Here is a 20,326-nt window from a genome sequence, read left to right as displayed (position 1 = left end):
AGAAGGAATCTTTCCCCCTCACGCCATCTTTTCGTACCGTTCTCACACCCCGTTTTGATCAGGCAATCTCTGAAAAATCAGGGAAAACCCTGCGGCCCGACCGTCCACGTCCTATCGTCATGGAATCCGCAGAGGCCGCCTGACCATTCGCCCGCGGGCCGACTCGTGTCGCCCGCTCCCCGCAGAGGAGCCGACGTGCCCACCATCGACCAGCAGATGCGGGAGATGCTCCAGACACCCGGAGTCCGCAGTGTCTGTCTCGTCGACTGGCGGGCCGGTGGCACCGTGTCCCACGTCGGCGACGAGGACGGAACCGAGGACTCGGCGTCGATCCTCCAAGCCGTCGACGACTGTCCTCTGTACACCGTGGAGACGGTGGAGGACATGGTCGTCACCGGTGCCGACCACCATCTGCTCCTCGCTGTTCTGAAGGGCTCCGACCTCTGCGTGCAGGTACGGATGGAGCGGGATCGGGGGCATCTCGGCTTCGCTCTCCGACGACTACGCGGGCTGGTGAGCACAGCCCGTGTACCGCTCGCCCGGCGCGCAGGCGGGTACCGCCCGGTGCCGCACCCCGCCGTCGCGGTGGACCGCGCGGTGCTCGAACGCGTACTGGACGGGCTTCGCACGCTGTCCGTCGATCGGCCTCGGACGGGGTCGGTGGTCGCGTGAAGGGCCGCAGGTTCCCACTGCGACGGGTGCCGGCCGTGCGCCGGTGGATCGCACAGCGACCGCAACCGCGTCGGACCAACCCAAGGAGAGAGAACGATATGGCGAACATCGAAACCGGCCTGAAGGACATGATGGCGATCGAGGGCGCCGTCGGCGCCGCGGTGGTCGACTACAGCAGCGGGATGGCGCTGGGAACGCTCAGCGCCACCAGCACCCTGGACCTCAACATCGCCGCGGCGGGGAACACGGAGGTCGTCCGGGCCAAGATGAGGACCGTGGACCAGCTGGGACTGAACGAGGCGATCGAGGACATCCTCATCACCCTGTCCAGCCAGTACCACATCATCCGCCCCCTCAGGAACCGCCAGGGGCAGGGTCTCTTCCTGTACCTGGCGCTGGACCGCACCCGGGGCAACCTCGCCCTGGCCCGGCACCGCCTCAAAGCCATCGAGGACGTTCTGGAGGTCTGACCCGAGGCCCCGCGGGTGGAGGTGGGAAGCGGCCTCCACCCGCGTCGGCTGGTGCGCGGACCCGCGACTGCGCGCCTGGCCGGGCGCGGACTCAGTCCGACGACCACGTTCCCCGGAAGGTGCGCCGGTAGGCGCTGGGGGACACGCCCAGCTCGGCCCGCATGTGCTGGCGCAGCGACGCGCCCGTGCCGAACCCCGCGTCGGCCGCGACCCGGTCCACGGACAGGTCGGACCCCTCCAGGAGCTGGCGGGCCCGGTCGAGGCGCTGCTGGGCGACCCACCTGCCCGGCGAATGCCCCACCTCGTCCCGGAAGCGGCGCGTGAAGGTGCGCACGCTCATCGACTCCCGCTCGGCCATCTCCCTCAGGCCCGGCTGGAGGTGGAGGTGCTCCAGGGCCCAGGCGCGGGCGCGGGCGCGGGCGGTGGCCGAACGCTCCGGCTCCGGCACCGGGTGTCGGATGTACTGGGCCTGGCCCCCGTCCCGGTGGGGCGGGACGACCGTGGTGCGGGCCACTTCGTTGGCGACGGCCGCGCCGTGGTCGGTGCGGATCATGTGCAGGCTCAGGTCGATGCCGGAGGCGACCCCGGCGGCGGTGAGCACGCGCCCGTTGTCGGTGTAGAGCACGTCGGGGTCCAGGTCGATGTGCGGGTACATGGCGCGGAAGGACCCGGCGGACCTCCAGTGCGTGGTCACCCGGCAGCCGTCGAGCAACCCCGCGGCGGCGAGCACGAACGCGGCCGAGCAGATGGAGGCCACCCGCGCCGTCGGCGGCACGCGTGCGATAGCGGCGGCCAGGGCGGGGTCGAGGGGGTCGTGGGGGCGTTCCTCGTCGTCCTCCTCGGCGGCGGGGACGATCACCGTGTCGGCCTCGTCGATCGCTTCGGGGCCGTGCTCGACGTTGAGGGTGACGTCGCTTCGCCGGGCTCGACCAGCACCTGCGGGCGGCGCGCGGCGAGGGAGCCCCCGGGACGTTCACCGCCGCCAGCCTCTCCTGCATTCAGCACCCGGGACACGAGTCGTGCACCTGCGACGGCCACTTCACACCCGACATCGGCGGAGAGCCACGCGGGGTGTACCTGCACGCCGCCGGGCGGGAGACGTGCGTCGAGGGGGAGTCGATCGCGGCCGTGGACGTGGGCGCGGACCATCGGGTGTACGGGCCCGACGGCTCCCGGGAGTGGATCCTGTCCGTTCTCCTCCTGCTGGGACCGCTGGCCGTCGCCGTGGGCATCGCGGTGTCGTGGGTGCGGTGTCGTCGGCGGTGACGAAGGACAGCCGGGCGGAGCTCCGCCTCGCACCGCCGGAGATCGAGGCGGCCGAGGCCGCGCATCCCAGCGGTGAGCGGATGCTTCGGGGGAACACGGCGACCGGGTTCCGCGTCCCGCTGGCCGACGTCACCGGTAGTCACCCACCTTGACCCGCCAGAGGTCCGTAGTGCCTTTGACCTTCACACACCCGGGTGGGCGCGGGTCCTTGGCCAGCTCGTGGGCCTTGTCCAGCACCCGTCGTTGCAGCGATTTGTCGAGCTTCTTCACCTGCTTGGCGGCCGGGGTGTCGAACCGGACCGCGTAGGGCCGGTCAGTCACAGACCCAGCTCCCGCTCCAGGTCTTCGAGGGCGATGGTCTGGCTGCGTCCGGCCTCGATGTCGGCCAAACGCTCAGCGGCGATGCGAGCGTCGCGCTCGTCAAGCAGCTCCTCGTAGTGGTCGACCAGGTCAGCCGGGACGATCGCGGCGGCCCGTTGGTGGCGGCGACCGCGGGTGACGTAGGTGATCTCCCCGCCGTAGATCGCGCGGTTGACCCGGTCGGAGAAGTGGTCACGGGCCTCGGTCACCGACAGCTCAGGGTGGTCGGACGAGTCGGCGAACTCGTGCTCATGCCTCTCATGATGCCCCACATGTGCGCCAACCACGCCAGTTTGGCCAAGAGAGGACCCGTACCAGAGTGTTGACCATCCCCGCGTGCGCGGGGAGCAGGGCGACCCCCATCCATGACCCCGACCAGGGCGAGGACCATCCCCGCGTGCGCGGGGAGCAGACTTCCTGACCCGCGCTTCCATCCGGCCAGCACCGCCAAATCTGCAAGTTCCTGAGAAACAGACATCCGCACCATCCATCTCAGATGGGCACACGGGCACCAGCTGGGACTCCTACGGCTTCAACACAGCAAGCAGACCGGCCCACTCCGCGCTCGGGTACGCCAGGTGCCCGAGGTCCCGGTTCTGCGTGTCACGGACCAGCACGCTCCGGCCTTCGGCCACCTCCACGCACTCGCCACCGTTGGTGCTGTAGGTGCTCTTGTGCCAATGGGTGGTGGTCATGTCCATCAATGGCCCCTGCCTCCTCTGTCAGAACTGATCGGAACCCACAGCTTGGCCGATCGGGAAGACATGCCGTGACGCGGCACAGATCGTCTCCAGGGCATGTACCGGAACGTCCTCGGTGGAGAAACTGACCCGGAGCACCTGCACGACCCACTCGCCGGGCACATCGAGAAGATCCGCTTCGTAGGGTGTCGGCGGCCGAACGGTCAAGGTTTCGGTGGCGTGCCCGAAGACGTGTCCGAGATCCTCGATGGCGGCCTGGAGCGTCGGAAGGACGAAGCCATCGCCCGCGAGACGGGTCCCTTCCGCCACGTCGGGGCGAAAGTACGACGTGGAGATCCGCACGGGAACGTCGTTCGCCCAGAACATCTTGCGCCGCGCGACGACATCAGCGCCAGGCTCCAGACGCAGACCTGTGGCGACGTGCTCCGACGCGGGTTCCTTGCCGACGAAGAGCATTTTACGTTTCGGTTCGAGCCCCTGCTGCTCCGCCTCGGTGAGATAGAGGCTCTTGGACCCACGGGTGCTCGGCGGAGTCGGCAGTGCACGCTGGACCAGGACACGAGGCCGGGGTTCGAGCGGTCCGGCGGGAGCCTGGTGGGGCGGGCCGCCACCCGCCTTCTTCATCTGACTCACTCTGCCCGGCGTGACCCCGAGGTGCCGTGCGATCTCGTCCTGCCGCATTCCCGATGCCTGGGCCTCGACAATCGCCCCGCGCCGGATCCTGGACAGCTCCACGCTCTGTCCCTGCAACGTGGTCATGGCGGACGACGCCGCACGAGCCCTCTCCACCGGGTCCGAAATGGCGGCGATGTCGTGCAATGTCCTGGCATCCAAGGCGAATCCTCCGGTCGACTGCTCCACCAAACTTTAGCCCCCCTATTGCAACGGCAGGGAGTTGGGGCCACCGTCGTCGACAGACGAGGTTTAGCCCCTCTAAATCGACTCGACTCCGGCATGTCTGCCGTTGGTGGAGCGATTGAGGGTCACACGCACAGTGTGCCCCAGTCGGCTGGGCCTCCGGACACGACCTCTGTGGAGGAGCAGCGATGCATGAAGCCGACATCTTGCGACCGAGGCGGGGCCAGTACGACGGCCGGCGGGTGGCGGGTGGGTTGCCGGTCCGCGCGCGCGGCGAGCGGTGCGGGGTCAGCACGGCGTACTTCGACGGGACGCCCGATCTCCCTGCCCCGGCTGGCCGAGCGGGACGACCCGCTCAGCACGGGCGGACGCGCGCCGTGATCGATCCGGCCCCCGAACGCCCCGTGCTGTCCCCGGTTCCTCCGATCGGAGAGGAACCGGACCCCGACGAGATCGGCGGCGCCCTCGTCCGCCCCTACGTCCTCCTGGCGGAACCGACCCCGGGTGAGTTCGGCGAACTCGCCGGGCTCGTCCGCCGGTACCTCGACGGACCGGGCTGACCCGCGACGCTTGTGACCCACAGTCTTAGCAGACTTAGCAAAAACACCCCTCCGGCTTAGCTGAACCCAGCTGATTTAGCCCCTTCCACCTGGGGAATCCCTTTGGCACGCTCGTTCGCGCAACGTGCACCACGCCGAGGGGACGAACATGCAGCAGTACCGCGTCCGGGTCCACCGCAGTTCCGAGGGCCCGCCCAAGGAGCAGCAGCTCGCGCACCGGATCGCGACCGTCGCGGCCGACCCGGTGGCGGTGGAGGCCGACGTCGTCGAGATGATCGGCAACCGCGTCATCGACAACGCCGCCGTCGCCGCCGCGTCCCTGCGCCGCCGCCCCGTCCGCAGCGCCCGCGCCCAGGCCACCCGCCACCCGCTGCGCCCGGCGCGACGATCATGGGCACCCCGCCGTCGACCCGCGTCTCCCCCGAGTGGGCCGCCTGGGCCAACGGCGTGGCCGTGCGCGAACTGGACTTCCACGACACCTACCTGGCCGCGGACTACTCCCACCCCGGTGACAACATCCCCCCGATCCTCGCCGTCGCCCAGCACACCGGGCGCGACGGCCGCGACCTGGTCCGGGGCATCGCCACCGGGTACGAGATCCAGGTCGCCCTGGTCCGGGGCATCTGCCTGCACGAGCACAAGATCGACCACATCGCCCACCTGGGCCCGTCGGCGGCGGCGGGCATCGGCACCCTGTTGGACCTTCCGGTCGAGGTCGTCTACCAGGCGGTGCAGCAGGCACTGCACGTCACCACCACCACGCGCCAGTCCCGCAAGGGCGAGATCTCCAGCTGGAAGGCCTACGCCCCGGCCTTCGCCGGGAAGATGGCCGTGGAGTCGGTGGACCGGGCGATGCGGGGCGAGGGCGCCCCGTCGCCCGCCTACGAGGGCGAGGACGGCTTCATCGCCTACCTCCTGAGCGGGCCCGGAGCGGAGTACACCGTCTCACTGCCGGGCCCGGGCGAGGCCAAGCGCGGCATCCTGGACACCTACACGAAGGAGCACTCGGCCGAGTACCAGAGCCAGGCCCTCATCGACCTCGCGCGGCGTCTGGGCCCGAGGATCGGCGACACCTCACGGGTCCGCTCGATCACCATCCACACCAGCCACCACACGCACTACGTGATCGGCACCGGATCGGGCGACCCGCAGAAGATGGATCCGAACGCGAGCCGGGAGACCCTGGACCACAGCATCCCCTACATCTTCGCCGTGGCCCTCCAGGACGGTGAGTGGCACCACGAGCGCTCCTACGCCCCCGAGCGCGCCCAGCGCCCGGACACCGTCGAGCTGTGGCACCGGATCCGCACGGTCGAGGACCCCGCCTGGACCAGGCGCTACCACGCGACGGACCCGGCGGAGAAGGCCTTCGGCGGCCGTGTGGTGGTCGAGCTGGACGACGGCACGGTGATCGAGGACGAGATCGCCATGGCCGACGCCCACCCGCTCGGCGCGCGCCCCTTCACCCGGCCGGACTACGTCGCCAAGTTCCGGTCGCTGACCGAGGGCGTCGTCGCACCCGAGGAGCAGGACCGATTCCTGGGGCTGGTCGACCGTCTGCCGACGCTGACCGCCGAGGAGGTCGGGCAGCTGACGTTCACCGAGGACCAGGCGACCGCGCCGCGGGGTCTGTCCGTGTCGAAGGGGATCTTCTGATGCTGCACTCCAGGACGCTCGCCCAGGACAAGCGCCGCCGCCTGCGCGACGACCTCGCCTCCGGGCGACTGCTGCGCGTGCCCGGGGCGTTCAACCCGCTGACGGCCGTCCTCATCCAGGAGCTCGGCTTCGACGGGGCGTACGTGTCCGGCGCGGTCGTCGCCGCGGACCTGGCCCTGCCCGACATCGGCCTGACGACGCTGCCGGAGGTGGCCGCGCGCGGTGGCCAGATCGCCCGGGTGACGGACCTGCCGACGATCATCGACGCCGACACCGGTTTCGGCGAGCCGATGAACGCCGCCCGCACCGTGCAGACCCTGGAGGACGCGGGGCTGGCGGGGTGCCACCTGGAGGACCAGGTCAACCCGAAGCGCTGCGGCCACCTGGACGGCAAGGCGGTGGTGGAGACGGAGGAGATGGTCCGCCGGATCCGCGCGGCCGTCTCCGCGCGGCGTGACGACGGCTTCGTCGTCTGCGCACGCACGGACGCCGCGGCCGTCGAGGGCCTGGACGCGGCGATCGCGCGGGCGAAGGCGTACGTGGACGCGGGCGCCGACATGGTCTTCCCAGAGGCGATGAGCGGTCCGGCCGACTTCGAGGCGTTCCGCGCGGCCGTGGACGTGCCCCTGCTGGCCAACATGACCGAGTTCGGCAAGAGCGAACTGCTCGGCGTCGGCCAATTGGAGTCGCTCGGCGTGAACATGGTCATCTACCCGGTCACCACCCTGCGGCTGGCCATGGGCGCCGTGGAGGACGGCCTGCGCACCATCCGCGACGAGGGCACCCAGACGGGGGTCGTCGACCGGATGCAGACCCGCGCCCGCCTGTACGAACTGCTCGACTACCCCGCTTACAACGCCTTCGACGGCGATGTCTACAACTTCACGATCTGAACGGATGTGGTGAGCATGGCCGACACGGCGATCCACAAGGGCCTGGCCGGGGTGGTGGTCGACACCACCCGGATCTCCATGGTCGACGAGGCCTCCAACTCGCTGACCTACCGCGGTTACCCGGTGCAGGACCTGGCCGCCTCGTGCACCTTCGAGGAGGTCGCCTACCTGCTGTGGCACGGCGAACTACCCGACGCGGCGCAGCTGCGCGCGTTCCGTGCCCGCGAGAGCGCCCGCCGGTCGCTGGACCGGCACACCCTCGACCTGCTTCGGTACCTGCCCGAGACCGCGCACCCCATGGACGTGCTGCGCACCGCGATCAGCTACCTGGGCGCGGACGACCCCACGGAGGACGACGGCTCGCCCGAGGCCGACCGGATCAAGGCCGAGAGCATGCTGGCGAAGCTGCCCGCCGTGGTCGCCGCCGACCACCGTCGGCGACGGGGCCTGGACCCGATCCCGCCTGACCCCGGGCTGGACCTAGCGGAGAACTTCTTCCACATGTGCTTCGGCGAGGTGCCCGCCGCCGAGGTGGTCCGCTGCTTCGAGACGTCGATGATCCTGTACGCGGAGCACAGCTTCAACGCGTCGACGTTCACCGCGCGTGTGGTGACGTCCACGCTGTCCGACATCTACAGCTCGGTGACGGCCGCGATCGGCGCGCTCAAGGGCCCGCTGCACGGGGGCGCCAACGAGGCCGTGATGCACACCTTCGAGGAGATCGGCGACGCGGCGCGGGTCGAGGCGTGGCTGGACCGGGCGCTGGCGGAGAAACGCAAGGTCATGGGCTTCGGGCACCGCGTGTACAAGCACGGGGACTCCCGGGTGCCGACGATGCGCGCCGCGCTGGAGGAGATGGCCGCGATCAAGGGCGCCGACGACCTCATGGAGCTGTACCGGGCGTTGGAGCGGGCGATGTTCGAGCGCACCGGCATCCACCCGAACCTCGACTACCCGGCCGGTCCCGCCTACCACCTGATGGGCTTCGACATCCCGACCTTCACTCCGTTGTTCGTCATGGCCCGGATCACCGGGTGGACGGCGCACATCCTGGAGCAGCGCGAGGCCAACGCGCTGATCCGCCCGCTGAGCGACTACACCGGCCACGACCGCCGGCCGGTCCCGCTCCCGGCGCAGCGGCTGGCGGGCTGACTGGCGGCGATCGGCCGTCCGCGCCGCCCTCGGCGGCCCTCGGCGGCCCTGGGCGGGCGCGGCGCGCGGTCGGCGTCGGCGCCCGCGGCTAGGCTGGTGCCATGGTGTCCAGTCAGGCCGCGACGGTGGACGAGTACCTGTCCGAACTCCCCGAGGAGCGGGCCGAGGTCGTGCGCGCGATCCGCCGGGTCGTCCTCGACCGGCTGCCGCCCGGCTACGAGGAGGGCATGCTGTACGGGATGATCGGCTACTACGTCCCGTTGGAGCGCTTCCCGGACACCTACAACGGCCAGCCGCTGTCCTACGTGGGCCTGGCGGCGCAGAAGCGGAACTACTCCCTGTACCTGATGGGGGTGTACTGCGAGGAGCGCCAGGACGAGTTCGCCGAGCAGTGGCGGGCGACCGGCAAGAGGCTGGACATGGGCAAGTCGTGCGTCCGGTTCAGGAAGTTGGACGACGTCCCCGTGGACGTGGTGGGCGACTGGGTGGCTCGCTACCCGGTGGACGACTTCGTCGCCGCGCACCACCGCACCTGAGAGCGTCGACCGCCTCCGCGCCCGGAGGAGGCGCGGAGGCGGCCGGTGGTACGGCTCGGCCTCAGGAAGCGTCGCCGGACGCCTCGTCCGGTTTCCCGGAGCGCTCGCGGATGGCGTTGACGATCGCGGAGAAGTCCCGCTCGGCGTCGAGCTCCTCGGCGAAGGCCGTGTAGATCCTGGCCGCGTGCAGCCCGATCTGCGCCTCCACCCCGGTGTCGCGCAGCGCGTTGGCCGCCAGGCCCAGGTCCTTGGCCATGAGCGACGCGGCGAACCCCGGTTTGTAGTCCCGGTTGGCCGGGCTCGTCGGCACCGGTCCCGGCACGGGGCAGTTGGTGGTGAGCGACCAGCACTGCCCCGACGCGGTCGACACGACGTCGTACAGCGCCTGGTGGGTCAGGCCGAGCCGTTCCCCGAGCACGAACGCCTCGCTGACCGCGATCATCGACGCGCCCAACACCATGTTGTTGCAGATCTTCGCGGCCTGGCCGCCACCGGGCCCGCCGCAGTGCACGACCTTGCGCCCCATCGACGACAGGACCTGCTCCACGTCGGTGAAGTCGGCGGCCTCGGCGCCCACCATGAAGGTGAGCGTCGCGGCGGTCGCGCCCACGACGCCGCCCGAGACCGGCGCGTCCACGGCGCGGTGGCCGGCGGCGACGGCCGCCGCGTTGGCGGTGCGGGCGTCGGCCACGTCCACCGTGGAGCAGTCGACGAAGAGCGTCCCCGGGCGGGCCGCGGCCAGGAGACCGGTGCCTCCGGGCCCGTTCCCCTCGGCGTCGACCCCGTTGTACGCGGTGAGCAGGTGCCGCCCGCTCGGCAGCATCGTGATGACGAGCTCGGCGTCGGCGACGGCCTCGTCCGCGCTCCCCGCCGCGTGCACACCGGTCTCGGCGGCCTTGGCGAGGGCGTCGGGCACGAGGTCGAATCCGGTGACCCGGTGCCCGGCGGTCACGAGGTTGGCGGCCATGGGCGCGCCCATGTTGCCCAGTCCGACGAACGCGACGGCGCTCATGCGTGGCTCCTCTCGTCGACGAGTCCCAGCGGCCCGTCCGGTGCGGGTTCGAAGAAGCGTGCGACGTGCGCCTCCGACACGGCGGACAGCCTGTCCGGCGCCCACTTCGGGTTCCGGTCCTTGTCGATGACCTGGGCCCGGATGCCCTCGACCAGGTCGGGCGAGGTCAGCGTGGCGCAGGAGACGCGGTACTCCTGCTCCAGGACCGCCTCCAGGGTGGGCAGCTTCCGGGCACGGCGGAGGGCGGCCAGGATGACCTTGACTGACGTGGGCGACTTGCCCTCGATGACCTCGGCGGCGCGCGCGGCGTCCCGGTCGCGTGGGAGCGCAGCCTTTCGACGATCTCCTCGGCGGTGTCGGCCGAGTAGCACGCGTCGATCCAGTGGCGAGCGCCCGCGAGGTCGCCGGCCGGGACGGTCTCGGCGAACCGGCCGACCGCGTCGGAGACATCGGCTGCGGAGGCGGCCTTGGTGAGCTCCTCGGTCAGGTCCGGGAGCCGGTCGGACGGGACGTAGTGGTCGGCGAGGCCGGTGTACACCGCGTCCCCGGGTCCGACGGGCTCGGCGGTCAGGGCCAGGTGCGTCCCCGTCTCGCCCGGAGCCCGGGAGAGGAGATAGGTGCCGCCGACGTCCGGAACGAAGCCGATCGTGGCCTCCGGCATGCCGACGGTCGAGCGTTCGGTGACGACGCGAACGTCGCCGTGCGCGGAGACGCCCACGCCCCCGCCCATGACCACGCCGTCCATCAGGGCGACGTAGGGCTTGGGGAAGCGGGCGACGCGGGCGTGAGGTGGTACTCGTCGCGCCAGAAGGCGGCGGCCTCGCGCCCGGCCTGCCTGGCGCTGGCGTGGATGGAGCGGATGTCGCCGCCCGCGCAGAGTCCGCGCTCGCCGGCCCCGTCGATGAGCACGGCGAGGACGGCGTCGTCCTTCTCCCACGCGGTGAGTGCGGCGTCCGTCGCCCGCACCATGGCGTGGTTGAGGGCGTTGATCGCGCGCGGTCGGTTGAGCGTCACGCGGCCGAGGGCGCCCTCGACGCGGAGGAGGACCTCGGGGTCGGCGGAGGCGGTTCCGGGCGGCGTCGCCGGTGTCTCGGACATCAGGCGGCCCCGGTGAGTCCGCGAGCGATGATCAGGCTCATGATCTCGTTGGTCCCTTCCAGGATTCGATGCACCCGCAGGTCGCGGACAATCTTCTCGATGCCGTACTCGGTGAGGTACCCGTACCCCCCGTGCAGCTGGAGGGCGCTGTCGGCGACCGCGTACCCGGCTTCGGTGGCGTACCGCTTGGCCATGGCGCACAGGTGCTGGGCCTGGGGGGACCCCGCGTCGAGCGCCTCGCGGCCCGCCAGAGCAGGGATCGGGCGGCCTCCAGTTCGGTGGCCATCTCGGCGAGGCGGAAGCGGAGCGCCTGCGCGTTGATCAGCGGCCCGCCGAAGGCCTCGCGGTCGGTGAGGTAGGCGGTGCTGGCCTCCAGGGCGGCCTGGGCGCCGCCGAGCGAGCACGCGGCGATGCCGAGGCGCCCGCCGTTGAGCCCGTTCATCGCGATGCGGAAGCCGTCGCCCTCGCCGCCGAGGAGGCGGTCGGCGGGGACGCGGACCCCGTCGAGGAGGACCTGCCGGGTGGGTTGGGCGTTCCAGCCCATCTTGGTCTCGTTGGCCCCGAAGGAGAGGCCGGGGTCGTCGCGGTGGACGATGAACGCGGACACGCCCGAGGCCCCGTCGTCGGTGGTCCGGGCCATGACGAGGTAGACCGACGAGGCGCCCGCGCGGAGATGAACTGTTTGGTGCCGGTGAGGACGTAGTGGTCGCCGTCGCGGACGGCGCGTGTGCCCAGTGCGGCGGCGTCGGAGCCCGCGCCCGGTTCGGTGAGGCAGTAGCTGCCGAGGGCCTCGGCGGAGCAGAGGTCGGGCAGCCAGCGGGCGCGCTGGTCGTCGTCGCCGTAGCGGCCGATCATCCACGCGACCATGTTGTGGATGGACAGGTACCCGGCGATCGACGGGCAACCGGTGGCGAGCGCCTCGAAGACGACGACGCCGTCGAGCCGGGTCAGCTCGGAGCCGCCGGAGCCCTCGGCGACGTAGACGCCGCCCAGGCCGAGGTCGGCCGCTTGCGCAGGACGTCGACGGGGAAGTGTTTGGCCTGGTCCCACTCGACGGCGTACGGAGCGAGGTGTTCGCGGGCGAAGTCGCGGGCGGTCTCGGCCAGGATGAGTTGGTCACGGGTGAGCGCTGTCATGGTGGCGGCTCCGCTCACTTCATGACCGGGATCGTGAAGCTGGCGCCCTCCTTGGCCCCGGACGGCCAGCGGGAGGTCACGGTCTTGGTTCGGGTGTGGAAGCGGATCGAGTCGGGTCCGTGCTGGTTGAGGTCACCAAAGCCCGACCGCTTCCATCCGCCGAAGGTGTGGTAGGCGACGGGCACCGGGATGGGCACGTTGACGCCGACCATGCCGGTGTCGACGCGCTGGGAGAAGTCGCGGGCGGTGTCGCCGTCACGGGTGAAGATCGCGACGCCGTTGCCGTACTCGTGCTCGCTCGGCAGGCGGAGGGCGTCCTCGTAGGTGTCGGCGCGCACGACGGAGAGCACCGGGCCGAAGATCTCCTCGCGGTAGATCCGCATGTCGGGCGTGACGCGGTCGAAGAGGCTGGGACCGGTGAAGAATCCGTTCTCGTGGCCCGGGACGGTGTGGCCCCGGCCGTCGACGACCAGGTCGGCGCCCTCGTCGACGCCGAGGTCGACGTAGCCCTCGACGCGCTCCAGGGCCTCGCGCGTGACGAGCGGGCCGAAGTCGGCGTCGGGGTCGTGGGACGGGCGACCCGCAGGCCGGTGATGCGCTCCTTGAGGCGGGCGACCAGGGCGTCTGCGGTCTCCTCTCCGACCGGGACCGCCACGGACACGGCCATGCAGCGCTCGCCCGCGGAGCCGTAGCCCGCGCCGATCAGGGCGTCCACGGCCTGGTCGAGGTCGCGTCCGGCATGACGATCATGTGGTTCTTCGCCCCGCCGAAGCACTGGGCGCGCTTACCGTGCGCGGTGGCGGTCGTGTAGACGTACTCGGCGATGGGCGTGGACCCGACGAACCCGACGGCCGCCACGCGCGGGTCGGTGAGGAGCGTGTCGACGCTCTCCTTGCCGCCGTTGACGACGTTGAGCACGCCGGGGGGCAGTCCCGCCTCCACGAAGAGTTCGGCCAGGCGCAGGGGGACGGAAGGGTCGCGCTCGGACGGCTTGAGGATGAAGGCGTTTCCGCAGGCGAGGGAGGGTGCCGCCTTCCAGAGCGGGATCATCGCGGGGAAGTTGAAGGGCGTGATGCCCGCGACGACGCCCAGGGGTTGGCGGAGGGAGTGGACGTCGATGCCGGTGCCCGCGTTGTCGGTGAACTCGCCCTTGAGCAGGTGCGGGATCCCGGCGGCGAACTCGACCACCTCCAGGCCGCGTTGGATGTCGCCGTGGGCGTCGGGGACGGTCTTGCCGTGCTCGGAGGAGAGCATGCGGGCGAGGCTCTCGCGCTCGTCGTCGACGAGTTGGAGGAAGCGGAGGAGGACGCGGGCCCGGCGCTGGGGGTTCCAGGCGGCCCACTCGGGCTGGGCGCGCTCGGCGTCCGCGACGGCGGCCTCGGTCTCGGCGCGGTCCGCGAGCGGAACGCGGGCCTGGACGCGCCGGTGTTGGGGTCGTACACGTCGCCGAAGGAGTCGGATCGGCCGGGGACGTGCTTTCCGTGGATGAAGTGCGTCAGCTCGCGGGGCTCGTCGGCCGGGTCGGGGCTGCGGGGCGCGCTGTGGTCGGTCACCATGCAAACCAGCTCTCGTCTGGAGGCGGAGCGATGCGCCGGGCATGGAGGAACAGGGCCGCGATGGTACGCGGTCCGCCGGGGTCCCGGGGTGTCGGGAGGCCGGGTTCACGGTGCGCGGTCCCAGACGGCCCGCCCGGGCGGCGGTGCGTGTCTGGGGCGAATCGCGCGTGCCGGTGCCATGCGTACTCGCTCCGTCCTCGTGGATCACACGGACGTCGAGCCGCGGCCGGTGTCCCGGCTCCCGGGGCGCTCCCCGGTCGCGGCGGGGACCGTGCTGGTCTCGCACCAGCCCCCCTTTCCCGCTCCGCGGCTCTGTGACGCCCACCATATAGTTGGACGTCCAAGTAAATCCAGAACCGGACGAACGTGAACTGAGTCACACGAAAACCGCGAGGAGGGCACCCCGTGTCGACCGGGTGGAGCCGCGGCGACGGGCGACGGGGCGACCGCAGGCTCGACCCCCTTCGCGGACCGCCTCCGGGACGTGTGACGCCACCAGGGCGCGTGCCGCGCGAACCCGCCTCGCCGCGCGACGCACAGGCAGGACTCGCGCCGCGTTCTGATCGGGCGACAGGATCCGCCCGGGCCGTCGCCGCACGACACCGCGGAGTTCGCGGGACAGGACACGGCGCGGGCACTCGCGCATCGGCCCCGGGACAGCCGTACTGGACCGGCCCGCCCGTCGCCCTCCACCGCCCTCGACCGACGCCTACGGCGCGGTCCTCACCCCGCGACGGGCGCGTCCGCAGCACGTCCTCGTGGTCGGCGAGGAGCTTGTGGACCTCGTCCAGGCGGTCGGACAGGTACTCGGGGGTACCTGACAGACGCGCCGCGGCGAGTTCGCAGGCCATCGCGAGCTGGGCGGCCAGGACCGCCACCGTCTCCGAGGTGCCGGTCTCCACCAGGGCGTTGGCCAGCTTGTCGGCCCGGGACTGCTGCATCAGGAGGTAGCGCGACCGCAGGTCGTCGCTCTCACGCAGGAGGCGGGAGAGCACGCGCGCGTGCTCGGGGGACTGGGTGGTGTGCGGGCCCGCCTCACGGAGGAGTCGGACGGCGGCGCGCAGGTCGTCCCCCACGGACGCCCTCTCGCGGACGTACGCGCACATGCGGTCGGCCTCAGCCGCGTCGTCGGCGAACAGCACTTGTTGTTTGTCGCCGAAGTACCTGAAGAAGGTGGTTCGTCCCACTTCGGCACGTTCGGCGATCGCCGCGACCGTGACGTTGTCGAATCCGTGCTCGGCGAAGAGCTGGAAGGCGGCCGACACGATCAACGCACGGGCCTTACGCCGTTTACGAGCGTGGAGCGTGTCCGGGGGGTGGTACATGAGTCGACCCTATCGAGTGAGAACCCGGTGCTCCGTGAGACGCGGGACCATTAGGACTGTGGTCCCGAAACGCCCAGTGAGCACTCGGGTAGCGGGAAGTCGTCTGGCCGAAGTCGTCGTGGACACGGGCGTCGGGCACGACCAGGAGCCCACCGCACATGTTCCGGTTGGCCCGGAATTTTATTGCAGAACCGGCGCCGGATGACAACCGTCTTGGAGTGGACGGCGCTGATCGGCGTCGAATGTGCCCCCTCTCACGGAGGTTATGCCATCGGTTTTTCCGGCGGGACCAGAATTCTGACGGGAGTTTAATGGTGAGGTTTCTTAACTGTAGCCCCGCGTGTTGCCTTCCGCCAATCTCCGACCCGTGTGCCACAGTGAGAGACCTGAATCACACCCCTGGAGTTGGTTATGACGTATCTCCTGGTCATCGGCACGCGCAAGGGGCTCTTCACCGCTCGGAGCGAGGATCGGCGCGCGTGGGAGGTGATCGGACCGCACCGACTGGACGCTGCGGACTACGCGAGTATGGCCTCGGTGTACGCGGTGGGGATCGACCCGCGCTCCGGTCGGATCCTGGCGGGAGCCGAGAGCTCGCACTACGGCCCCAGCGTCTGGTACAGCGACGACGCTGGCTCGACCTGGCACGAGCCCGACGCCGCGCCCATCGTCTTCCCGGAGGACACCGACGGCTCCCTGACCCGGGTCTGGCAGATCGCCTTCGGGGAGGAGCCGGGGGTGGTGTACGCGGGCGTGGAGCCGCACGCGCTGTTCCGGTCGACGGACGGGGGGCTGGGCTTCCGGCTGATGCGCGCCCTGTGGGACCACCCGCACCGCCCGGAGTGGTTCCCGGGCGCGGGCGGAGGCGCGATCCACACGGTCCTCCCGGGCCTGCTGGCCTCGGGCGACCGGTCACCGGACGGCATGACCGTGGCCATGTCCACGGGCGGTGTTTACCAGACACGCGACGCCGGGGCCAACTGGGCGCCGGCCAACCGGGGCGTCTCGGCCGTCTTCCTGCCCGACGGGGAGCCCGAGTTCGGGCAGTGCGTCCACAAGGTCGCGGCGGCCCCGAACGGCGTCATGTACCTGCAGAACCACCACGGGGTCTACCGCAGCGCCGATCCGGCGGGCGAGGGCTGGACCGCGGTCGAGAAGGGGCTGCCCTCCAACTTCGGGTTCGCGGTGGTCGCCCATCCGCGGCGGCCGGAGACCGCGCTGAACTTCCCCGTGCTCAGTCAGGAGGTGCACCTGCCCCCGGGGAACAGGCTGGGCGCGTACCGGACGGACGACGGCGGGGACAGCTGGCGGGCGATGACGGAGGGGCTGCCCCAGGGTCCCTACTTCGGCATCGTCCTGCGCGACGCGGCGTGCACAGACGGGGCGGACGTCCCCGGGTTCTACTTCGGAACGCGCACGGGCGACGTGTACGCCGCCACGGACGACCGGGAGCGCTGGCACCAGGTGGCCGCGCACCTGCCCGACGTCCTGTGCGTGCGCGCGGCGGAGGTCTGAGATGCGGGTGACCGTCCACCTGCCCGGGTTGCTGCGGGCGGACGCCGACGGCGCCGCCCACGTCCCGGTCGAGGTCGACGACGACGCCAGGCTGAGGGGAGTCCTGGACGCGCTGACGCGGCGGTACCCGGGACTGGACCGCCGGATCCGCGACGACCGGGGCGTCCTGCGCAGATACGTGAACGTGTTCGTCGGCGAGGACGAGTGCCGGGGCATCGGCGGACTCGACGCCCCGGTCCCGGACGGCGCGGACGTGCGGCTGCTGCCCTCGGTGGCCGGGGGCTGAGCCCGCTCAGCGGCGCATGGGCATCGGCCGCAGGTAGGTCAGGCTCCGCGACACCCACTCCAACGGGCCCAGCCGGAACCGGACCTCGTCCTTTCGGTCGAGGCCGCTCGGGAGATCGCGCCCTAGCCTGAGGGTCATGGCGTTGAACAGGGCTTCGGCCCGGGTCTCCGGGCAACTCGCCGCCACGGACGGGGGTCTGCCGAGGCTGGTCGCGTGGGCGGCGGGCGTGCTGCTCGCGCTCGCCTGGTGCGTCGACCTGGCCAACACGGCGCGCGTCCTCGGCGAGGAGGACTGGGTCGGGCCGCCCGAGCGGTCCCTGTACCTGCTGACCCTGGTGTCCGGGTCCGTTCTCGTCGTCCTGGGGTGGATCGCGCTCTGGCCGGGGACCCGGGCGTCGACGACCACGGTTCTCGGGGTGTGCGGGGCCCTCGTCGCGACGGGGGCCTCGGCGGTGCTGTGGGACGCGCCGAAGGGGGTGTTCGGCTACTCGTTCGCGTCGTCCGAGGCGTTGGGACTGCTGCTCCTGCTGACGCTCATGGCGCTGCGGGGCCGGGTGTGGCAGATCGGTCTGGTCTCGGCGCTGGCCTTCACGGCATTCCTCACGGACTACCTGCGCGAACCGTACTGGCCGGGTCAGCTGTCGGGGACGCTGGTGGCCGTCGGGGTGGGGCTGGCGCCCGGCCTGTTCCTGCGCTGGCGGGCCGCCCGGCACCGCGAGCACGTGGCGACCGTGCGGGCCCAGGAGCGGCTGTCGCTGGCGAGGGACCTGCACGACGTGGTCGCCCACGAGGTCACGGGGATCGTGGTGCAGGTCCAGGCGCTGCGGTACGTCGCCGAGAGGGATCCGGAGGCGGTCCGCGCGGCCCTGCCCGGGATCGAGGCGGCGGGCGGCAGGGCCCTGGAGTCGATGCGCGGCCTGGTCACACGGTTGAGGGAGCCAGACGACGCGCCGCTGGCGGCCAACGTCGCGCAGGGGCTGGAGCAGCTGGCCGCGCCCGCGCGGTGCGGTCGGCCGCAGGTCCGCGTCCACGCGGGCGCGGCGGTGGGAGACCTTCCCACGGACGTGGGCACGGCGGTGCTGCGGATCGCCCAGGAGTCCGTCACGAACGCCCTGCGGTACGCGCGCGGCGCGGAGCGGGTGACCGTCGTGGTGGAGGTTTTCGACCGCGGCGTGCGCCTGCGCGTCTACGATGACGGGCGCGGCGGCGCGGTCCCGGTCGGCGGCGGACACGGGCTGCTCGGCATGGCCGAGCGGGCCAGACTGGTCGGCGGCGAACTGACCGCGGGCCCGCTGGGGCCGACGCGGGGATGGGTCGTCCGGGCGTGGCTGCCGCTCGGCGGGGACGGGGACGAGGACGCTTGACGATTCGGGTACTCCTCGCCGAGGAGGACAGGACACATACACACCATGTATGTGACCTGTGGATATAGACCTCTAGGATCACGCATATGGACGTCTCCCCCGAGATTGACCTGTATGTCAGGAAGTCGAAGCTCGTTCGCGGTCACCGACAGGAGTTGAGCACCGACGCCCAGGAAGAGCAGGGGCGAAGGTGGGCAGCACGCAACGGTTACACCGTGCGACGGGTCTGGAAGGACATCGCATCCGGCTACGCGGACGTGGAGCGGGCCGACTTTGACCGCGCGCTCTCGGCACTCGCCGACGGGGACGTTCCCGCCCTGTGGGCCTACGCGGTTGACCGATTCAGCCGTAAGGGCGCGGAAGACCTCTTGCGCGTGATCGGTAAGGCACGCGTCGTCTTCGACATGGACGGCTTGGACTCCAACGAGTCCCGCGACCGCCGTTGGATCATCAACCGCGCGGAGGAAGCCCGCGAGTACTCCGAGACCCTGTCTCGCCGTGTCCGCGACACGAAGCAAGAGCAGCGGGACGCGGGGTTGTGGGTAGCGGCCAAAGCCCCATGGGGCTACGCCGTGTCTCGGGACCGTGTGCTCTCCCCGGCAGCCCCCGACCAGCCGTCCCGCGCGGACATCGTGCGCGAGATGTTCCGCCGCGTCTCCGAGGAACGTGCCAGTACCCGCGAGATCGTTCGTTGGCTGGACAACGAAGGGATTCCCTCGCCCGGGGGTACGCGGTGGCGGTACAACGTCGTCCACTCCATGATCCATCACCCCGTGTACGCGGGGTGGCAGGTCGTAGCGGACAAGGGGAAGCGGAACATCTACCGCAACGGGAGCGGCGAGCGCGTGTATCTCCGCGACCAGGACGGCGAACGGGTTCCCGGTCTGGTGACCGACGCGCAGCAGCGCGACGCCATGGCGACAGTCCAGGGACTCAAAGTTGGCCGCGCAGTGCCCGCGAACGACGGTAAGCGCGACACACGGCCCCGCCACCTGCTCACGGGGTTGACCTGCTGCGCGGGGTGCGGACGGTCGATGCCGTACCAGGGACGGTCATACGCGTGTGCCGCCGTTCTGGGGGGTCGTGCGTGCGAAGCCCGCGCGTCCGTCCGGGGCCACGCGGCGGAGGAGTACGTGTTTCAGCAGTGGGTGGCACGGCTGAGTAACGCGGAGGCGGACGACCCCCTGTTGCATGTCGTGTCCCAGCGGTGGGCCGCGCTCGTCAAGCCGGAGGAGACGGAGGAGGAGGCAGCCGCGCGCAGCCCTCCGCGCGGAGGAGAACGGGCTGGAGCGACTGCTACAGGACCGGCAAGCCGGGGTGTACGACGGTCCCGCCGCGCGCTACTTCGGTCCCCTACTCGCGGAGGCCACGCAAGCCGTGGACGACGCGAAAGAGACCCTGAGTAAGTGGGAGACGTCCCCGACCCTGGATCTCCCCTTCCTGTCCGGCGACGACGACGCCGTTCGCGAGGCATGGGAAGCCGCGTCCCTTCCGCTCCGGCGGGACCTGCTTCGCCTAGCGATCAACAAGGTAACGGTCCGCAAGGCACGCGCACAGGGCGTGAAGTTCGTTGGCGCGGAGCGCATCACGATTCATTGGGCCGACGCCGCGTAGCCCCCACTGGCGTACACAGCGCGTAGCCACCCGGGGCGTTCGGCGGGGATACCTCGCGAAGCGCCCATTTTGTTGCACCCGGGGCCACTACTCACGGTAGGCGGACCCTTGCCCCGAGATGGGCAGTGTAGATCTAGAAGTTAGGGTGCCCTAAAATCATCCGGCCTGACCTGGGATGATGTAGAAGTGTAGATTCTTAGAGCTCATCTCAAAAGGCATCGGTGTGCTTGGCCAGGTGCTCGTAGCAGATGAGGATGCAGGCGATGCCGAGCATGGCCAGGAAGTTGGAGGCCTTGC

21 protein-coding genes and 6 pseudogenes are annotated in these 20,326 nt (G+C 70.9%); 14 read left to right on the top strand and 13 right to left on the bottom strand.

Annotation, left to right across the window (positions count from 1 at the left end; translation table 11 throughout):
• The first annotated feature begins 195 nt into the window (after positions 1-195).
• Together BJF83_RS19265 and BJF83_RS19260 are read left to right on the top strand one after the other, a co-directional pair.
• Entirely contained in the window at positions 196-672 is a 477-nt protein-coding gene (locus tag BJF83_RS19265) for a hypothetical protein (RefSeq protein WP_187347187.1), read from the top strand.
• A 98-nt stretch (positions 673-770) separates the two neighbouring features.
• Positions 771-1,142 carry a hypothetical protein gene (locus BJF83_RS19260; protein WP_075927422.1) on the top strand — a complete coding sequence of 124 codons (372 nt, stop codon included), beginning with the start codon at positions 771-773 and terminating at the stop codon, positions 1,140-1,142.
• Between the two features lie 91 nt (positions 1,143-1,233).
• Here BJF83_RS19260 and BJF83_RS19255 read toward each other — a convergent pair.
• A pseudogene (locus tag BJF83_RS19255) lies at positions 1,234-2,058 on the bottom strand (GlxA family transcriptional regulator); the annotation flags it as partial.
• Positions 2,059-2,213: 155 nt separating this feature from the next.
• On the opposite strand from BJF83_RS19255, the gene BJF83_RS29645 reads away from it, so the two are divergent.
• Positions 2,214-2,408, top strand: a complete 195-nt coding sequence (locus BJF83_RS29645; protein WP_075927421.1) for a hypothetical protein — start codon at positions 2,214-2,216, stop codon at positions 2,406-2,408.
• Positions 2,405-2,560, top strand: coding sequence for a hypothetical protein (locus tag BJF83_RS27620; protein ID WP_158070409.1), 156 nt, complete (start codon positions 2,405-2,407; stop codon positions 2,558-2,560). The genes BJF83_RS29645 and BJF83_RS27620 overlap by 4 nt, the downstream gene beginning before the upstream one ends.
• Here BJF83_RS27620 and BJF83_RS19245 read toward each other — a convergent pair.
• The 4 genes from BJF83_RS19245 to BJF83_RS19230 all read right to left on the bottom strand — a co-directional run bounded on the left by BJF83_RS19245 (position 2,538) and on the right by BJF83_RS19230 (position 4,330).
• Positions 2,538-2,729, bottom strand: a complete 192-nt coding sequence (locus tag BJF83_RS19245) for a type II toxin-antitoxin system RelE/ParE family toxin (protein ID WP_187347186.1) — start codon at positions 2,727-2,729, stop codon at positions 2,538-2,540. The genes BJF83_RS27620 and BJF83_RS19245 overlap by 23 nt on opposite strands.
• A complete protein-coding gene (locus BJF83_RS19240; RefSeq protein ID WP_075927420.1) occupies positions 2,726-3,040 on the bottom strand; it encodes an antitoxin of toxin-antitoxin stability system in 315 nt (104 codons plus the stop codon). Before BJF83_RS19240 ends, BJF83_RS19245 begins: the two co-directional genes overlap by 4 nt.
• Positions 3,041-3,292: 252 nt before the next feature.
• Positions 3,293-3,463: a DUF397 domain-containing protein gene (locus BJF83_RS19235; protein ID WP_075927526.1), complete on the bottom strand. Its 171-nt coding sequence runs from the start codon at positions 3,461-3,463 to the stop codon at positions 3,293-3,295.
• A gap of 27 nt (positions 3,464-3,490) precedes the next feature.
• A complete protein-coding gene (locus BJF83_RS19230; RefSeq protein ID WP_316042310.1) occupies positions 3,491-4,330 on the bottom strand; it encodes a UTRA domain-containing protein in 840 nt (279 codons plus the stop codon).
• Between the two features lie 185 nt (positions 4,331-4,515).
• Here BJF83_RS19230 and BJF83_RS27995 point away from each other — a divergent pair, with 185 nt between their 5' ends.
• The 5 genes from BJF83_RS27995 (at position 4,516) to BJF83_RS19205 (ending at position 9,124) form a co-directional block, all read left to right on the top strand.
• A complete protein-coding gene (locus BJF83_RS27995; protein WP_187347185.1) occupies positions 4,516-4,887 on the top strand; it encodes a hypothetical protein in 372 nt (123 codons plus the stop codon).
• Positions 4,888-5,277: 390 nt separating this feature from the next.
• Positions 5,278-6,543 carry an MmgE/PrpD family protein gene (locus BJF83_RS19220; RefSeq protein WP_262391684.1) on the top strand — a complete coding sequence of 422 codons (1,266 nt, stop codon included), beginning with the start codon at positions 5,278-5,280 and terminating at the stop codon, positions 6,541-6,543.
• Positions 6,543-7,436: a methylisocitrate lyase gene (gene prpB, locus BJF83_RS19215; RefSeq protein ID WP_075927417.1), complete on the top strand. Its 894-nt coding sequence runs from the start codon at positions 6,543-6,545 to the stop codon at positions 7,434-7,436. Before BJF83_RS19220 ends, prpB begins: the two co-directional genes overlap by 1 nt.
• 15 nt (positions 7,437-7,451) lie before the next feature.
• The gene (locus BJF83_RS19210) at positions 7,452-8,588 is read left to right on the top strand and encodes a bifunctional 2-methylcitrate synthase/citrate synthase (protein ID WP_075927416.1); all 1,137 of its coding nucleotides are present in this window, start codon (positions 7,452-7,454) and stop codon (positions 8,586-8,588) included.
• Positions 8,589-8,689: 101 nt separating this feature from the next.
• Positions 8,690-9,124 (top strand): DUF1801 domain-containing protein, encoded by a 435-nt coding sequence (locus BJF83_RS19205; protein ID WP_083678613.1) that lies wholly within the window; start codon positions 8,690-8,692, stop codon positions 9,122-9,124.
• A gap of 61 nt (positions 9,125-9,185) precedes the next feature.
• Here BJF83_RS19205 and mmsB read toward each other — a convergent pair whose 3' ends face one another.
• From mmsB to BJF83_RS29640, 7 genes and pseudogenes are all read right to left on the bottom strand, one after another.
• Positions 9,186-10,136, bottom strand: a complete 951-nt coding sequence (mmsB, locus tag BJF83_RS19200; RefSeq protein WP_075927415.1) for a 3-hydroxyisobutyrate dehydrogenase — start codon at positions 10,134-10,136, stop codon at positions 9,186-9,188.
• Positions 10,133-11,234 (bottom strand): annotated as a pseudogene (locus BJF83_RS19195) (enoyl-CoA hydratase/isomerase family protein). The gene mmsB and the pseudogene BJF83_RS19195 overlap by 4 nt, the downstream one beginning before the upstream one ends.
• Positions 11,234-11,676: pseudogene (locus BJF83_RS30625) on the bottom strand (acyl-CoA dehydrogenase family protein). Before BJF83_RS30625 ends, BJF83_RS19195 begins: the two co-directional pseudogenes overlap by 1 nt.
• Positions 11,673-12,089, bottom strand: coding sequence for an acyl-CoA dehydrogenase family protein (locus tag BJF83_RS30620; protein ID WP_316042321.1), 417 nt, complete (start codon positions 12,087-12,089; stop codon positions 11,673-11,675). Before BJF83_RS30620 ends, BJF83_RS30625 begins: the two are co-directional and overlap by 4 nt.
• A pseudogene (locus tag BJF83_RS30615) lies at positions 12,084-12,370 on the bottom strand (acyl-CoA dehydrogenase family protein); the annotation flags it as partial. The gene BJF83_RS30620 and the pseudogene BJF83_RS30615, both read right to left, overlap by 6 nt.
• Before the next feature lie 14 nt (positions 12,371-12,384).
• Positions 12,385-13,926, bottom strand: a pseudogene (locus BJF83_RS19185) (CoA-acylating methylmalonate-semialdehyde dehydrogenase).
• Between the two features lie 767 nt (positions 13,927-14,693).
• A pseudogene (locus BJF83_RS29640) lies at positions 14,694-15,251 on the bottom strand (TetR/AcrR family transcriptional regulator); the annotation flags it as partial.
• A 411-nt stretch (positions 15,252-15,662) separates the two neighbouring features.
• Between BJF83_RS29640 and BJF83_RS19175 the strand changes: the two are divergent.
• Entirely contained in the window at positions 15,663-16,766 is a 1,104-nt protein-coding gene (locus tag BJF83_RS19175; RefSeq protein ID WP_075927414.1) for a sialidase family protein, read from the top strand.
• Between the two features lies 1 nt (position 16,767).
• Entirely contained in the window at positions 16,768-17,052 is a 285-nt protein-coding gene (locus tag BJF83_RS19170) for a MoaD/ThiS family protein (RefSeq protein WP_075927413.1), read from the top strand.
• A 6-nt stretch (positions 17,053-17,058) separates the two neighbouring features.
• Here BJF83_RS19170 and BJF83_RS29635 read toward each other — a convergent pair whose 3' ends face one another.
• A complete protein-coding gene (locus tag BJF83_RS29635; RefSeq protein WP_262391683.1) occupies positions 17,059-17,190 on the bottom strand; it encodes a hypothetical protein in 132 nt (43 codons plus the stop codon).
• Here BJF83_RS29635 and BJF83_RS19165 point away from each other — a divergent pair.
• The 3 genes from BJF83_RS19165 to BJF83_RS19155 all read left to right on the top strand — a co-directional run bounded on the left by BJF83_RS19165 (position 17,189) and on the right by BJF83_RS19155 (position 20,029).
• Positions 17,189-18,415 carry a sensor histidine kinase gene (locus tag BJF83_RS19165; RefSeq protein ID WP_075927412.1) on the top strand — a complete coding sequence of 409 codons (1,227 nt, stop codon included), beginning with the start codon at positions 17,189-17,191 and terminating at the stop codon, positions 18,413-18,415. The genes BJF83_RS29635 and BJF83_RS19165 overlap by 2 nt on opposite strands.
• A gap of 86 nt (positions 18,416-18,501) precedes the next feature.
• Entirely contained in the window at positions 18,502-19,821 is a 1,320-nt protein-coding gene (locus BJF83_RS19160; RefSeq protein ID WP_075927411.1) for a recombinase family protein, read from the top strand.
• Positions 19,793-20,029, top strand: coding sequence for a hypothetical protein (locus tag BJF83_RS19155; RefSeq protein WP_075927410.1), 237 nt, complete (start codon positions 19,793-19,795; stop codon positions 20,027-20,029). The genes BJF83_RS19160 and BJF83_RS19155 overlap by 29 nt, the downstream gene beginning before the upstream one ends.
• Positions 20,030-20,326 lie beyond the last annotated feature (297 nt).

The sequence above is a fragment of the Nocardiopsis sp. CNR-923 genome (assembly GCF_001942255.1).
Taxonomy (GTDB): Bacteria; Actinomycetota; Actinomycetes; order Streptosporangiales; family Streptosporangiaceae; genus Nocardiopsis.
Note: the sequence above shows the minus strand (reverse complement) of the source record. Positions and strands in the feature narration are given on the sequence as shown.